The organism is Enterobacter sp. WP_7_1 (assembly GCF_003688535.1).
Lineage (GTDB): Bacteria > Pseudomonadota > Gammaproteobacteria > Enterobacterales > Enterobacteriaceae > Enterobacter > Enterobacter asburiae.
In genome coordinates, this window is the sequence record NZ_REFK01000005.1 from 143,379 (window position 1) to 157,618 (window position 14,240).

At 54.9% G+C, this 14,240-nt stretch carries 12 protein-coding genes, 1 tRNA gene and 1 pseudogene; 7 read left to right on the forward strand and 7 right to left on the reverse strand.

The window, feature by feature from the left end:
* The first annotated feature begins 1 nt into the window (after position 1).
* Positions 2-1,705 carry an AsmA family protein gene (locus BJ885_RS19305; protein WP_121932591.1) on the forward strand — a complete coding sequence of 568 codons (1,704 nt, stop codon included), beginning with the start codon at positions 2-4 and terminating at the stop codon, positions 1,703-1,705.
* Between the two features lie 60 nt (positions 1,706-1,765).
* Here BJ885_RS19305 and yicI read toward each other — a convergent pair whose 3' ends face one another.
* Entirely contained in the window at positions 1,766-4,084 is a 2,319-nt protein-coding gene (yicI, locus tag BJ885_RS19310; RefSeq protein ID WP_121932590.1) for an alpha-xylosidase, read from the reverse strand.
* A gap of 12 nt (positions 4,085-4,096) precedes the next feature.
* Entirely contained in the window at positions 4,097-5,488 is a 1,392-nt protein-coding gene (locus BJ885_RS19315) for a glycoside-pentoside-hexuronide family transporter (protein WP_059310318.1), read from the reverse strand.
* Positions 5,489-5,776: 288 nt separating this feature from the next.
* Between BJ885_RS19315 and BJ885_RS19320 the strand changes: the two genes are divergently transcribed.
* The 3 genes and pseudogenes from BJ885_RS19320 to BJ885_RS19335 all read left to right on the forward strand — a co-directional run bounded on the left by BJ885_RS19320 (position 5,777) and on the right by BJ885_RS19335 (position 7,523).
* Positions 5,777-5,871 (forward strand) — tRNA-Sec (locus BJ885_RS19320).
* 1,015 nt (positions 5,872-6,886) lie between these two features.
* Positions 6,887-7,227, forward strand: a pseudogene (locus BJ885_RS19330) (type II toxin-antitoxin system RelE/ParE family toxin).
* Positions 7,224-7,523 carry a helix-turn-helix domain-containing protein gene (locus BJ885_RS19335; protein ID WP_023309874.1) on the forward strand — a complete coding sequence of 100 codons (300 nt, stop codon included), beginning with the start codon at positions 7,224-7,226 and terminating at the stop codon, positions 7,521-7,523. The pseudogene BJ885_RS19330 and the gene BJ885_RS19335 overlap by 4 nt, the downstream one beginning before the upstream one ends.
* 28 nt (positions 7,524-7,551) lie before the next feature.
* Here BJ885_RS19335 and BJ885_RS19340 read toward each other — a convergent pair whose 3' ends face one another.
* The 5 genes from BJ885_RS19340 to BJ885_RS19360 form a co-directional block, all read right to left on the reverse strand.
* On the reverse strand, positions 7,552-7,989 hold the full coding sequence (locus BJ885_RS19340) for an acetyltransferase (protein WP_121932589.1): 438 nt from the start codon (positions 7,987-7,989) through the stop codon (positions 7,552-7,554).
* A gap of 103 nt (positions 7,990-8,092) precedes the next feature.
* Positions 8,093-9,091 carry a class I SAM-dependent methyltransferase gene (locus BJ885_RS19345; RefSeq protein ID WP_121932588.1) on the reverse strand — a complete coding sequence of 333 codons (999 nt, stop codon included), beginning with the start codon at positions 9,089-9,091 and terminating at the stop codon, positions 8,093-8,095.
* Positions 9,092-9,176: 85 nt separating this feature from the next.
* Complete coding sequence (locus tag BJ885_RS19350) at positions 9,177-10,115, reverse strand: GlxA family transcriptional regulator (protein WP_121932587.1); 939 nt, start codon at positions 10,113-10,115, stop codon at positions 9,177-9,179.
* Positions 10,116-10,305: 190 nt separating this feature from the next.
* A complete protein-coding gene (locus BJ885_RS19355) occupies positions 10,306-10,785 on the reverse strand; it encodes a hypothetical protein (protein ID WP_121932586.1) in 480 nt (159 codons plus the stop codon).
* A 1-nt stretch (position 10,786) separates the two neighbouring features.
* Positions 10,787-11,548, reverse strand: a complete 762-nt coding sequence (locus BJ885_RS19360) for a winged helix-turn-helix domain-containing protein (protein WP_121932585.1) — start codon at positions 11,546-11,548, stop codon at positions 10,787-10,789.
* Between the two features lie 706 nt (positions 11,549-12,254).
* Between BJ885_RS19360 and BJ885_RS19365 the strand changes: the two genes are divergently transcribed.
* From BJ885_RS19365 to BJ885_RS19375, 3 genes are read left to right on the forward strand one after another with little or no spacing between them, the layout of a single operon-like run.
* Positions 12,255-12,857: a LuxR C-terminal-related transcriptional regulator gene (locus BJ885_RS19365; RefSeq protein ID WP_121932584.1), complete on the forward strand. Its 603-nt coding sequence runs from the start codon at positions 12,255-12,257 to the stop codon at positions 12,855-12,857.
* 53 nt (positions 12,858-12,910) lie between these two features.
* Entirely contained in the window at positions 12,911-13,495 is a 585-nt protein-coding gene (locus tag BJ885_RS19370; protein WP_029740784.1) for a fimbrial protein, read from the forward strand.
* A gap of 53 nt (positions 13,496-13,548) precedes the next feature.
* Positions 13,549-14,226 carry a molecular chaperone gene (locus BJ885_RS19375; RefSeq protein WP_121932583.1) on the forward strand — a complete coding sequence of 226 codons (678 nt, stop codon included), beginning with the start codon at positions 13,549-13,551 and terminating at the stop codon, positions 14,224-14,226.
* Positions 14,227-14,240: the final 14 nt, after the last annotated feature.

Genomic DNA, 14,240 nt, shown 5'->3' on the forward strand with positions numbered 1-14,240 from the left:
CATGAAATTTATTGGAAAGCTCCTCATCTATCTTCTGGTAGCCCTGCTCATTGTGCTGCTGGCGCTCTACATTCTGCTCCAGACCCGCTGGGGCGCGTCTCAGGTCAGCAGTTGGGTGACGGTGAATACCGACTACGAACTCAGTTTCGACAAGATGAATCACCGCTTTTCGTCGCCTTCCCACATTATTCTGGAAAACGTCACCTTCGGCCGGGACGGTAAACCTGCCACGCTGGTAGCCAAAAAAGTCGATATTGGCCTGAGCAGCCGCCAGATAACCGATCCGCTGCATATGGACACCATCACCCTGTTCGACGGCACGCTGAATCTCTCCCCCCAGACGGCACCGCTGCCTTTCCAGGCGGATCGCCTGCAGCTGAACAATATGGCGTTTAACAGCCCGAATACCGAATGGGACCTGAGCGCGCAGAAGGTCACGGGCGGCGTCAGCCCGTGGCAGCCGGAAGCGGGCAACGTGCTGGGGAACAACGCGCAGATCCAGATGAGCGCAGGCTCGCTGACCCTGAACGGCGTACCGGCCACAAACGTGCTGATCGAGGGCCAGCTTAACGGTAAGGAAGTGGTGCTAAAAACGATTGGCGCCGACATGGCCCGTGGCTCGCTTACCGGCTCCGCCCTGCGCAACGCCGACGGGAGCTGGATTATCGACACGATGCGCCTGAACGAAATTCGCCTGCAGAGCGATAAAACGCTGATGGCGTTCTTCGCGCCGCTGGCCACTATTCCCTCTCTGCAGATTGGTCGTCTGGACGTGACCGACGCCCGGCTTCAGGGCCCGGACTGGGCGGTGACCGATCTCGATTTAAGCCTGCGCAACCTGACTCTCAGTAAAGGCGACTGGCAGAGCCAGGAAGGCCGCCTGTCCATGAACGCCAGCGAGTTTATCTACGGCTCGCTGCATCTTTTCGACCCGATCCTGAATGCGGAGTTTTCCCCGCAGGGCATGGCGCTGCGTCAGTTCACCTCCCGCTGGGAAGGCGGCATGGTGCGCACCTCCGGCAGCTGGCTGCGCGACGGTAAAGCGCTGGTGCTGGACGATGTCGCCATCGCCGGGCTGGAATACACCCTGCCTGAAAACTGGAAAACGCTTTGGATAGAGCCTCTGCCGGAATGGCTGAACAGCGTCACGCTGCAAAAGTTCGGCCTGAGCCGCAACCTGGTGATCGACATCGATCCCGCCTTCCCGTGGCAGATCACCTCTCTGGACGGCTATGGCGCGAACCTGCATCTGGTGAAAGATCGCCAGTGGGGCGTCTGGGGCGGCAGCGCAACATTGAACGGTGCGGCCGCAACCTTTAACCGGGTGGACGTGCGCCGTCCGTCGCTGGCGCTGAATGCGAACGCCGCCACGGTGAACATTACCGACCTGAGCGCGTTTACCGAGAAAGGTATTCTGGAAGCCACGGCGACGGTTTCACAGCTTCCGCAGCGGCAGACCACGGTGAGCCTGAACGGTCGCGGCGTGCCGCTCAACGTGCTGCAGCAGTGGGGCTGGCCTGCGCTGCCGATTACGGGTGACGGCAATATTCAGCTTACCGCCAGCGGCAGCGTGCAGGCCAGCGCACCGTTGAAGCCAACGGTGAACGGTAAGCTGAACGCGGTGAATATGGATAAACAGCAGGTGCAGCAGACGATGACGGGCGGTGTGGTGTCGACCGCACCCTCACCCCAGCCCTCTCCCTGAAAGGGAGAGGGCGCAAACCCTTCCCTCGCCCCTTTGGGGAGAGGGTTAGGGTGAGGGGAATTAAAGGTGAACCACCACCTCATTCCCCTCCGCTTTCACTACCACACCCCACTCGCTGCCCGCGTGTGAACCACCCTTCACGCCGCTCACCTTCTGCACGTTGCGCAAGCACACCGACCAGTTTTGTGCGTCTCCCGCGCCTGTAAAGGTCACGATGTCGCCCCGACGTGACGCCTTCAGCGTAAACGCCACTGAACCGTCCGCCGCAGGCACCTCGCTCAACGCCGTTGCCCCGTCGTCCAGGTTAAACAGCTGGAAGGCCGTCCCCTCATTCCACGCGTAGTCCGGCTTCTGGTTGTTGTTGCCCAGCGCCAGCAACGTGTTGTCGCGCACGTAGACCGGCAGGCTCATAAAATCGTGCTGTTGCTTATGCCAGCGGCTGCCCTGAATTTCGTCGTTGTGCCACAGGTGCGTCCAGCAGCCTTCCGGCAGATAGAACTGCACGTCCCCCGCTTCGGAGAACACCGGCGCAACCATCACCGCATCCCCCAGCATGTACTGACGGTCAAGATAATCGCACGCCGGATCGTCCGGAAACTCCAGCATCATCGCCCGCAGCATCGGCGTGCCAAACTCGTGCGCCAGCGCCGCCTGACGATACAGATACGGCATCAGCTGACACTTCAGCTGCGTGAAGTGGCGCACCACGTCACAGGACTCGTCATCGTACGCCCACGGCACGCGGTAGGATTTGCTGCCGTGCAGGCGGCTGTGGCTGGAGAAAAGCCCGAACGCGCACCAGCGTTTGTAGACGTGCGCCGGAGCGGTGTTTTCGAACCCGCCTATATCGTGGCTCCAGAACCCGAAGCCGGACAGGCCAATCGACAGCCCGCCGCGCAGGCTTTCGGCCATCGATTCATAGTTGGCGTAGCAGTCGCCGCCCCAGTGCACCGGGAACTGCTGCGCACCCACGGACGCGGAGCGGGCAAACAGCACCGCCTCTTCCTCCCCCACCGTCTCTTTCAGCACGTTCCACACCAGCTCGTTATAGATGTAGGCGTAGTGGTTGTGCATCTTCTGCGGATCGGCCCCGTCGAACCACTGCACGTCCGTCGGGATACGCTCGCCGAAATCGGTCTTGAAGCAGTCGACGCCGATCTCCACCAGGCCTTTCAGCCTGTCGGCATACCACCGGCACGCGTCCGGGTTGGTGAAGTCATAGATCGCCAGCCCCGGCTGCCATTTGTCCCACTGCCACAGAGAGCCGTCCGGGCGCTTAAGCAGGTAGCCCTTCTCTTTCAGCTCCCGGAAGATCGGGGATTTCTGGCCAATGTATGGGTTAATCCATACGCAGACCTTCAGCCCTTTCTCCTTCAGGCGGCGGATCATCCCTTCCGGATCCGGGAAGGTCACCGGGTCCCACTCGAAATCGCACCACTGGAAGGCCTTCATCCAGAAGCAGTCGAAGTGGAAGACGTGCAGCGGCAGGTCGCGCTCGGCCATGCCGTCGATAAAGCTGTTTACCGTCGCTTCGTCGTAGTTGGTGGTGAACGAGGTGGTCAGCCACAGGCCGAACGACCAGGCAGGCGGCAGCGCCGGACGCCCGGTGAACCGCGTATAGCGGTTCAGCACCTCTTTCGGCGTCGGGCCGTCGATCACGAAGTACTCGAGATATTCCCCTTCCACGCTGAACTGCACTTTGGAGACCTTCTCGGAGCCGACTTCAAACGAGACGTTTTCCGGATGATTCACCAGCACGCCGTAGCCGCGGTTGGTCAGGTAGAACGGGATATTTTTGTAGGACTGCTCGGTGCTGGTGCCGCTGTCGCGGTTCCAGGTTTCGACCGTCTGGCCGTTGCGCACCAGCGCGGTAAAGCGCTCGCCCAGACCGTAGACCGTTTCCCCTACGCCCAGATCCAGACGTTCGAACACGTAATTGCGGTCGGTATTGCTGTCCTGCACGTAGCCGTTGTTTTTCAGCTGGCTGCCGGTAATACGCTGGCCGTTACGCAGGAAATCCAGCGCCCAGAACTCGCCTTTGGTGACGCGCACGCTGACGCTGCCGCTTTTCAGCTCGGCAAACTCGGCGTTGTTCTCAATCTCTAACTTCACGTCTTTCAGAACGTTCAGCGGATAGTGCGGGCCGTTATTCAGCGCGCCCTGGAAGTGCTCGATGCGCACCCCGACAATCCCTTCCTGCGGGGCAAACAGGCGCAACGTGAACATCAACGTGTCGAGCTGCCAGGTGCGTTCGCGCACGTCGCGCGGCGCAACAAACACCACCAGGTCGTTGCCCTGCTGCTCCACGTCGAACACCTGCACCGGATACGTCACGTTCAGGCCCGGTTGAATAAGCCAGTTTCCATCACTGATTTTCATGCTCTCGTCCTCTTAGTTCTGTAATTCTTTGCTGACCGGCAGGTTTTCAAATTCCTGCTGATTGCGGCGCGCGCCCTGCGCCAGCTCGCCCAGGATTTTGGTCAGGAAGGGGGTTTTCAGCGTGTAGTAGCGTTTGGCGATAATGGCGCTCAGCACGTAGCAGACTGCCGGGGCCAGGGTAAACAGGCCGATGATGATGCTGATGGTCGCACTGTTCTGAGTTTTGGCTGCCGCGTCGTAGCCGCCGCCTGCCAGCATCCAGCCGATCATTGCCCCGCCCAGCGCCAGGCCGAGCTTCAGCACGAACAGCGTGCCCGCAAAGCTGATGCCGGTCAGGCGCTTGCCGTTGGTCCATTCGCCGTAGTCGACGGTATCGGACATCATCACCCACTGAATCGGCGTCACCAGCTGGTGCAGCACGCCGATGACGAAGATAAAGGCGAACATCAGCACCGTGGCGTGCATCGGGACGAAGAACATCGCCACGCTGACCACCGCCAGCGCGGCGTTGGTCCACCAGAAGATGCTGACCTTGCACTTCCAGTCGGTGAGCGGTTTCGCCAGCGCGGAGCCAATCAGGTTGCCGACGCAGTAGGTTGTGAGGAAGGCGACGAACACCTCCGGCGAGCCCATGATCCAGGTGCAGTAGTACATCATCGCGCCGCCGCGCACGCAGACGGCGAGGATGTTGAGGATGGTGAGCACGCCGACGATGCGCCACTGGTCGTTGTGCCAGATGTCGCGCAGGTCTTCCCGCATGGAGGTAGTGCTCGGCGGCACCTGGATGCGCTCTTTGGTGGTGAAGAAACAGAACGCCAGCATCAGGAACGCGACTACCGACAGCACGGCGATCCCGCCCTGGAAACCGAACGCCTTATCGTCGCCGCCAATGAGGTTCACCAGCGGCATCATCAGCACCGTGGAGAGCATGCCACCCGCCGTCGCCAGCACAAAGCGCCAGGACTGAAGGGAGATACGCTGCGTCGGGTCGTTGGTGATCACGCCGCCCAGCGCGCAGTAGGGAATGTTGACCACGGTATAGAGCAGGGTCAGCAGGGTGTAGGTAACGGCAGCGTAAACCATTTTGCCGTTGAGGCTGAGGTCCGGCGTGGTGTAGGCCAGCACGCAGACGATGCCGAACGGGATGGCACCAAACAAAATCCACGGACGGAACTTGCCCCAGCGGCTGCGGGTGCGGTCAGCAATCAGCCCCATGCACGGGTCGGAGATCGCATCCAGCGCGCGCGCCAGCAGGAACATGGTGCCGACAAACCCGGCGGGAATGCCGAAAATGTCGGTGTAGAAAAACATCATGTACAACATGACGTTATCAAAAATGATGTGGCTGGCGGCGTCTCCCATGCCGTAGCCAATCTTCTCTTTTACTGACAATACTTCGCTCATCTTTTTTTATCCTTCACGCTGTAGGGGGCGCTGAGACCGGTTACAGAGTTTTAAACCATTGTTTCAGGAGCGGGTATTGCGTTTTCTGGTTAGCAGATTACGTTTCTTGTTTTTTGTGATCGCGGTAAATGTTGGGAACCCGAGGGGCTAACATGAGGATTTTCTTAGGAATTAACTGAAACAGGGGTGTACAGGTCAAAAGAGAGGTGAAAAAAGTGTGTCTGGGTATGTGGTAAATGCCTGAAAGTAGCTATAATGCGCCCCGCCTCCATGTAGCAATCGAGGCGCGGAAGATCGTCATCTCCGGTGAGGTGGCTGGACTTCAAATCCAGTTGGGGACGCCAGCGTTCCCGGGCAGGTTCGACTCCTGTGATCTTCCGCCAAAATGCCATCCGCTTTAATAAAAACTTTATTAATAAATAGATTCGCCCAATCCAGTCACCTTATGTGAACATGATCACTTATTAATTTAAATATTGAGTGTTATTCTCTCCCCCATTTCAAAACTATCACCAGGGGAAGGTGTAATGGAATGGATTATAGGTGCTGTAATTTTAATGGTCATTATTGGTGCTATATTGAAGCCCAGACAGTGTGATATCTGTCATAATCACTTTAAGAAGAAATACTACACATGGGAAATTGAAGGGAAGAAACAACATTTATGTCCCAATTGTAATGGAAAAATGCAACGACGGATAAGTTCGCAAAAATTTAAAAGCAGATTCGGTTAAAAATAGCTGATTCATTTTAAGGATATAATTGATAATTATAACATCATCATCAATGATAAGTTTGGAGCATATATTCCTAACTTATCATTTATTTCATCGTCAACACGACCTATAAAGCTTTGATGACTACTCACTCAAAAACCTAAGCCTACACGCCTCTTTCAACCACTTACTCAAATTTCCTTTCCCCGCAGCCTTCTCAATATTTTCCAAAAGCTCATCCTCGAACCGGATGTTATTCATCGTGCTTTTTGTGCGGTCAAGATTTGGTTTCTTTTTCTTGAGACGTAATCCAATCTCCGGCAGCCATTGCCGATCTGTAAGGTAAAGATGTTCGAACTATTAATGGGCATCTCATGAAAAATTTTTCTGGTCGCAAAGTTGATTAACATTCAACCAACCGGTTATCCTGGATAGTTCACTAGTTAGGAAAACGCCAAATTTTCAGAGAGATAGATCACTATAGCCTCGAAGCAATACTCGCCAGCATGAATAGAAAAAATGCTGGAAAGTGCCTCGCAATTATTTAATTGCGCGATCAGTTTGATTTCCCTTCTTTGTCATACTCTTGCCACTAACAGCCTGGCTGTCGATAGCAGCCATTGCATTTATTAACTACAGCTTATATTCTATTTATAAGCTACAGCTTATCATGGACGAAAGCATGTGGACGGTTCTGTTCGGAAAGGTATTCGAGCAATGGCTGCAGAAGGATTACAGGATAAGATACTGGCAGACCTGTTAAATCTGCAAAACTATGGGCCACGTCTTCCACGGCCCTATGCAGATACGGTTAAAGGCTCACGGTATAACCATATGAAGGAATTACATATTCAATATGCTGGACGTCCGATACGTGCTTTCTTCGCATTTGATCCTGTCCGTCAGGCCATTGTGCTTTGCGCGGGCGATAAGAATAACGACAAAGCCTTTTATGAAAAAATGATTCGCATCGCAGATGCCGAATTTTCCTTCCATCTGACAAGCCTGGAGGCAACCAAGTGAAAACCTTAAATGAAGTGATTGCGTCACGTTCACCGGAAAGCCAACAACGTATTAAAGAGATGGCAGATGAAATGATCCTCGAGACGGGTCTGCAACTTTTACGTGAAGAGCTGAGACTTTCGCAAAAAAATGTTGCCGATCTGATGGGGGTGAGTCAGCCCGCAGTAACGCAGCTAGAGCAACGTGGAAATGAACTCAAAATTGCCACGCTTAAGCGCTACATTGAGGCAATGGGGGGGAAACTTCATATCGACATTGAACTTCCCACAGGAAAACGCGTTGCATTTCATATCTAAAAGTATGATTTCTGCGTTAAGTTAATATTCATTCACCCAACCGCATATGTAGTAGCGGAAACGGATTCCCCTGCCCGTCCAGTTCCGAGCGTCCGACCTGCTCAAACCCCATATGACGATAAAACGCGACGCCCTGCGGGTTCTGCTCATTCACGTCCACTTCGTTTACGCCAAACGCTGCGATGGCGTGTTGCAGCAGTAATTTCCCGACGCCCTTCCCGCGGCTCGCGTCGTCAACAAACAGCATTTCAATGCGGTTTTCATCCACGCCTAAAAAGCCGTGAATAACGCCTGCGTGATCGCGAGCGCTCACGACCTTGAGGTTTGGCAGATAGGCGTTGAGCAATAACGGGCGCAGCGCCGCAATATCGCTTTCCTGTAAAAAGTGATGGGTGGCGCGGACGGAGGATTCCCAAATCGCGACCAGACGTTCAAAGTGTGTGGGGAGTGCGGTTTCAATTTTCATGGGGCGGATCATGATTGGAAAACCGAACTATTTCAAGCCACGCTTTGCGGTCTGTTCCCCCCTCACCCTAACCCTCTCCCTCAGGGAGAGGGAACAGATCGAGCTAAACCCTAATCTCCATCACCGCGTACACCCCGTCCTTCGGCACCACCACGGTGACGTTTTCCACCGGCACGCCCGCCGCGAGGTGAATATCCTGCAGCTGCTGTAACGACCTCGGGTGAATATCCTCCCAGCCGATACCCCGCAGCACAAAGTCAATTTGCGGGCTGCTGGTCAGCATGTTCGACACAATCACCGCCCCGCCGGGCTTGACCAGCCGCAGCGCGCGCTGGAGAAAAATCACCGCATCGGTATCGTTGAAGTATTCGAAAATCCCCAGCGCGTCGACCAGTTCGGCCTGATGCTCGCCCAGCTCCAGCAGCAGGTCCTCGTTACGCACCAGCGTATGGAGCAGGTTGCGCCTGAGCAGCGTCAGCTGTTCGCCCACCACAATCCCTTCCTGCGCCGCCATAGTTTCGGCCCAGCTGAGCGCCACCGGGTCTTTGTCCACCAGCGTGAGATACACCCGCTGGCCATCGAGCTTTGCTTCACGCAGCGCCTCCAGCACCGGGATGGCGGCACCGCTCGCGAGGCTGACCCAGTTGTTCTCGCTCTCATTATGAATGTACTTATCCACCAGCGCGGCCAGCACCCGGGCGCGGGAGCGTACGCCAATCGCATCGTTAGCGTGGATAAACCACTGGCGGCTGTCGCTGTCCATTTTCGTGCCGTCGGGCAGGCGGTCCTCCAGCGGGTTTTGCACCACAAACAGCGCCAGCGCGGAGGGTACCAGCCGGGTGCGCCACGCGGTGAGCGCGGGGCGGTTGCGGAAGGCCTGTTCGGAATAGCGGTTCTGCGGGACAAGCACGGCCTGCCCCCCTTCGTCGTATTCCACCCTCGGAGGCCGGAGCGCTGGCTCGGCTTTCAGGGCGCGGTCAAGGGAGGCGATCTCACGGGCAGCGTCGTCTTTCATCGGCCACTGGTCGCTGACGTCGGGAAATGACGCGCTGAAAATCGTCATATTTTCCGGTGCATCGCCGCGAAAAGGCTGCCAGTTCATGTCGTCTTCCCTCCGTTAGGCTTTTAACGGAAGTCTATCCAGGCGAGCCAGTAATACCCTACGAAGAAAGCACGAAATAGATGCATCAGTTCTGCGACGTGCGCCATACCCCCGGCGTGCAGCCGTACTCGGTCTGAAAATGACGAATAAAATGGGCGCAGTCGCTAAACCGCATCCGTCGCGCAATATCCGTCACGCTTTGCTGAGAGTTTTTCAGCAGCCAGCAGGCATAGCGCAGCCTGGCGCTGCGAATAAATTCCCGCGCCGTTTTGCCAAACTCGGCGTGAAACAGGCGGTTAAGCTGACGTTCGCTCAGCTTGACGTCCTGAGCGAGCCTGGCGGCGTTCAGTGGGTGAGTCAGATACTGTTCGACGATCGTCACCGCCCTGCGCAGCCGTGAATCAGGGATCATGGCGATATTCGCGGGCCGCGGCGTGGCGGCGTCATGCGGAGGAAGGGACAGCCGCCGGGAGGTGGTGGCCGCAATGTCGTCTCCCCCGTGGGCGCGGATAAGCGCCGTTATCAGGGTGAGCGTTGAGATCCCGCCCGGGCAGGTCAGCACATCGCCTTCGTCGATAAAATCGAGGCCTTGCTCAGCATAAACCTGCGGAAAGCGTTGCGTGAAAACGTCATGGTGATGAGGATGAATCGAGGCGCGGCGATCGTTCAGTAAGCCTTCCTCCGCCAGGATAAAGCTGCCGGTACCAATACCTATCAGGGGAACGTTGTTGTGATAAGCATCCGTGAGAAACGCTCTGTCGCCACGGTGTCCCTGGTGAAGATGCTCCAGCCCCCCACCAATCACCGCAATATAGTCAAAGTTGCCGGGCGGTGCATGGGCGGCCTCGGGCCGCACGCTGAGCCCTGAGCTGCTCACTACCGGTAAGTCGGGATAAGTGCTTATCAGGCTGAGTTTAAAGCGTATTTTCTGGCTACGCTTCTGGACGCTGGATGCAATGCGTAACGCCTCTATTAATCCTGAATATGCGAAAAGCGAGAAATGGGGCCACAGCAGTAAACCCATATGCAGGGATTTATTCCGTGCAGGCGTCATTATGACGCTATCATCAATTATATTTTTCATTAACTTGCCGAAGAATAATTACATTATCGCAACATTATTGTTGCTGTTATATTTTCCTAAGATAGGTCCTGGCTGTTAAATCAAGCATAAATGATGGTCGCAAAAAAATTAAAAACATTTCTCCCTTTCGCTATCCGTTTTTTGACGTGTGGCACACATAGGTCGGCAGCGTCCCCAGAATAAATAAATAATTCTCATTCTGCTGTTTCTTAATACGCATATAAATATTCTTATTCGGATAGATAAAAAATAAGGGCTCGTACTTCTCCAGCCAGCTGTCGCTGATGTTGTCGTCCGGAAATTTCATATTGCGTATGGACGTCAGATTATAGACGCTGTCTTTGCGCTCAATCTGAAAGAAAACTTTGCGATTCAGGGTCTTCGTAGGATCGCTTTTCAACCGGCCATTCATGCTGAGTATTCCGCTGTTACCCTCCACGGTGTAATTCAGCCACAGAGAGAGCGTCTCATCACGGTGATGCTGAATAAAGTTCGCCTGACAGGAAAAGGGCTGGATGTAATAGCGATGCCAGAGGTAATACGCCGACACGGCAGCCCCCATCAGCAGGCACAGGCAGAGCGCAACAAGCGTTTGACGGTAGCGAACCATACTAGCGATCCTCTATAAAATAATCGGACATACAGCGGTTGGGTTCCGTCATCGGCCTGTCACAGCGAATGACCGATGCGCGAGGCAGCAGGATGTAGCCGCTGACGTACACCCAGGGATAGTTCGCGCACTGGTCCTTAAACGGGGCGGCATAGGCCAGGGCTTTATCCCGGTCGCGCTGCGTTTCAATATCGCGAGAAAAATAGAGCTGGCATTCGCCCATCTTCATCGCGAAGCGGTACCCGTCGACGAAATAGCTGTCATGCAGCAGGTTATGGCTGATAACGCTCACGCCAGCCAGCATCAGCAATAGCACCAGCGCGCCCGGCAGCCAGAAGCGGCGCGTCGAAACCGTCGGGGCGACAGCCTCTTCGCAGACATCCGGAGCAGCACGTTCTTCCTCTTCAGCCTGCGGCTGTGTCTCTTTAACGGTGATTTGCGTATCGCTTGCGAGCGTCAGTCCAATGCGCGGGATAGTGACAATCGGATCGGTTTCAAACCCTACTCTCTTCAGCCCCTTACGCAGAATAGAAATATTCTGGTAGTAGGTATTAGGCGAAACCAGCATCCCCCGGCGCTGCCAGACAATATCCATGCACTCCTGTTGAGTCACTATACTTCCGACTCTTTCTATTAATAACAACAAACAGCGCCCCGCCGGGGAATTTAATACCACCACCCGGTCAGGATTGTTGAGATCGCGTAATGTGCTGGCCGCTGGATGAAACTCTACCAGACCATTAATAATGTAATGCTTATGCATAGAATGGGCTAAATACCTCCGGTCAACGCCTGTTGCTCCAGTAGATTCCCTTCACGGTTAACCTGCGTATCCCTCGCCTGTGTAAGGATTAATGTGACGGATTAATGCGCAACTGTATATCCTGGCGCCTGGCGAAAAATCTTATTTTTCCTTTCTCTTTATCTGACCGGTCTGAAGTTTTCTTAACCGCCATTTTAAGCCGTCTTGACACTGACAAAACTCGACAAAGGCGCCCGTTGAACACTTCAGCCATCGTTGTCTGAATTATTCAGCGCGCTTAATTTGTTTTTTTAATAAAAAGCAGAAAGGACGCGCTCTGCCAGCGGGTTTCGAAATTACGACCAATTCGAAAGCTGTCGTCTTAATTAACAATTTCGGTGCGAAACTGTTAGCCACCGTCAGTAACAACCCGCGTCGCATGACGTCCCCAGACTATTTCCTTACAAAACATTTATTAAAGCCAACTTTTCAATAAAAACTACCGGTATGATTATTTACAGGCAGATAAGCAAAAGCCGGTTCAGCGAGGAGAAATTGACGCTACACCTAAACCGTACTTAAAACAAATTAAGATTAATTCAGGTTACCTCTTTTACGCCCTGAGTATAGTGGGCTCACACCGTGCAATGCTTAATTGCTTCGAAAATACAGGCATCGTTCTGCCAGACAGACGAGTCTCATTACAATTATAAATCGAGGGAATGACATGGCGAATAAGCTCAACAACACACGTCATTTAAATATCGCGCTATTGGGTGGAGATCGCTTTGCGCGCCAGGGGATCGCCGCGTTATTAAAAAATATTGTCCCGGCTATGCAGATTACAGCATCGATCGATAATTACGCGGAGATCGAAACGATACTCGCAGCCGCACCGGTAGACGTAATTTTTTTATCCGGCATGGAGAAATATCACGCGGGATATGACTGCCTGAAATATATCAGGAAGATGAAAGTCCTTTATCCCGACGTACTTATTTGCATGTATTCCGCACCGGCAAATTCCTGGCTGTGGATACGCGGTGAAATAGACGCCTATCTCTCGCTGCAGGACCCGCTGTATCACTGGCGAGCCAGCGTATTAAGAATGGTCGATAGCCGTTATCGCCCACTAAAAAAACCCACGGCGTTATCGCTGACGCCGGGTGAATGGAGGGTATTGAAGGAACTGCGAAAGGGTCTGGATATGCGTTACATCGCCGAAACAGAGCAGCTTTCTTACCGTCGTGTCAGCGCGTTAAAAAGCTCAGCGATAAGAAAACTCGGGCTCAGGAACAAGACAGATTTGCTGGTCTTTTTAACCAGTTAGACCTGCTGCTTTCAGAGCAAATCTCGACATAACACCATAATGGAATCAGGACAATGAAAGCTCAATTCAATAATAAAACGCTGCTCGCGATCGCTATTGCGGCATTACTGCCAGCGGGCACGGCCCTGGCTGCCGGCACCAGCGGCGGCACGGTGAACTTTAGCGGCAAAGTGGTGACCTCCGCCTGCGCCATCAGCGCAGGAAGCGCCAACATTGACGTTGATATGGGTGAAGTGCGTACCGCAACGCTGGCGACCGCCGGCAGCGTTGCCAGCACGGCAAAAGCGTTTGCCATCACCCTGGAAGATTGCGAAATCGCCGATACCTCAGCCTCTACGGATGAGAACCCGATTGCCGCCACAACCGTGGCCGTCACCTTCACCGGCACGCCGGACACTTCCGATGTGAATAGCCTGTCCGTCGGGGCAAACGGCAGCGCCAACTCTGCGCAAAACGTGGCTATTCGCCTTTATGACGAGCAGGGCAACGTGGTGAACCTGGGTGAACCTGCTGCGGCCATCCCTCTGCGTAAGGGTGCCAACACCCTGAACTTCAGCGCGAAATATTACTCGCCGAAGGGCGGCGCCACCGCGGGTGATGCCAGCGCCGTCGCGACCTACACCGTAACCTATTCGTAATCCTCAGGCCCGGTCTGCGAGCCGGGCCTGTCTTAGCTTTCAGGAGAAGCACTATGCGCGTAAACACATGGATTTGCCTGGCGGGCGCGTTATGTTCCTCCGCCGTCTATGCCGGCGGCGTGGGGCTGGGCGCAACGCGAATGGTCTACTCCAGCGCCACCAGCCAGGCCATGATGCAGGTGAGAAACACCCATCCCGACGCCACGTTCCTGATCCAGTCATGGATGGAAAATGAGCAAGGCGAACGCACCAACGACTTCGCGATCACGCCGCCGCTGTACGTCATGAAGCCGGCCAGCGAAAGCGCGGTGAAAATTATGTTCAACGGCAAAGCCCTGCCAGCGGATCGGGAGACGCTCTACTGGATGACGGTCAAAGCCATCCCCCAGCAGGCGAAAAGCGGCGCCGGGAATACGCTGCAGTTTGCGTCGGCTAACCGCATTAAGGTCTTTTATCGCCCGGAAGGACTCAGTGAGAGCCCGGGAGAAGCCTGGAAACGCCTGACCGGTGCCTATCGTGCCGGAAAAGTGACGCTCAGCAACCCCACGCCGTACTACCTCACCACCATCAACGTGAAAATTGACGGTATGCCGGTGCAGCCGGTGATGGTGCCCCCGAAAGGCAGCGTGACGCTGGCCGAAACCTTCAGCCATGCGGGCAGCATGAGCTATCAGACCATTAACGATTACGGGGCATGGACCCCCGCTACGCGCGCGTCGTTATCCCAATAATAAAAACAGTAAGG